Genomic DNA, 572 nt, shown 5'->3' on the forward strand with positions numbered 1-572 from the left:
TACATTTTTAAACATATAAATGTCTGTATATTTACATTTATATAAATATTATATATTTCTTTTTATATTTGAGCAATTATTGTATAATTTATATTGAAATAGACACTGACTTTTTAATTTTAAAAATATCTTTAAATATTTTGTATGATTAGATTTCAAAATTTTTTGAAATAGTTTTATCATATGAAAAACTATAAAAAAGTCGGACTTTTTTAGTTTTATATAAAAAGTAAAAAAATATTTCAAAATAACAACATCCAAATATAAATATAATATTTTATATAAAATATATATTTTAGATTCTCGTAAACTATTTTAAAATTTTTATAGAAATTTAAAAATGAAAAGAAAACAAATAAATATATATTAAAAAATATTTTAAAGAAAAAAAATGCAAAAAAAAAAATTATTTAAAAAATTAACAAACAATATGAAGAATAATATGATGAATATTTAAATTTACTATTTTATTTTATATATATATTTTTTTTTATTTATTTCATTTTATTTATATTAAACAAAATTGATTTTTTTAGTACTTCTGCTATTTAAATATTAAAAATTTTAAAAAG

The sequence above is a fragment of the Spiroplasma sp. Moj genome (assembly GCF_016082285.1).
Lineage (GTDB): Bacteria > Bacillota_I > Bacilli_A > Mycoplasmatales > Mycoplasmataceae > Spiroplasma > Spiroplasma phoeniceum.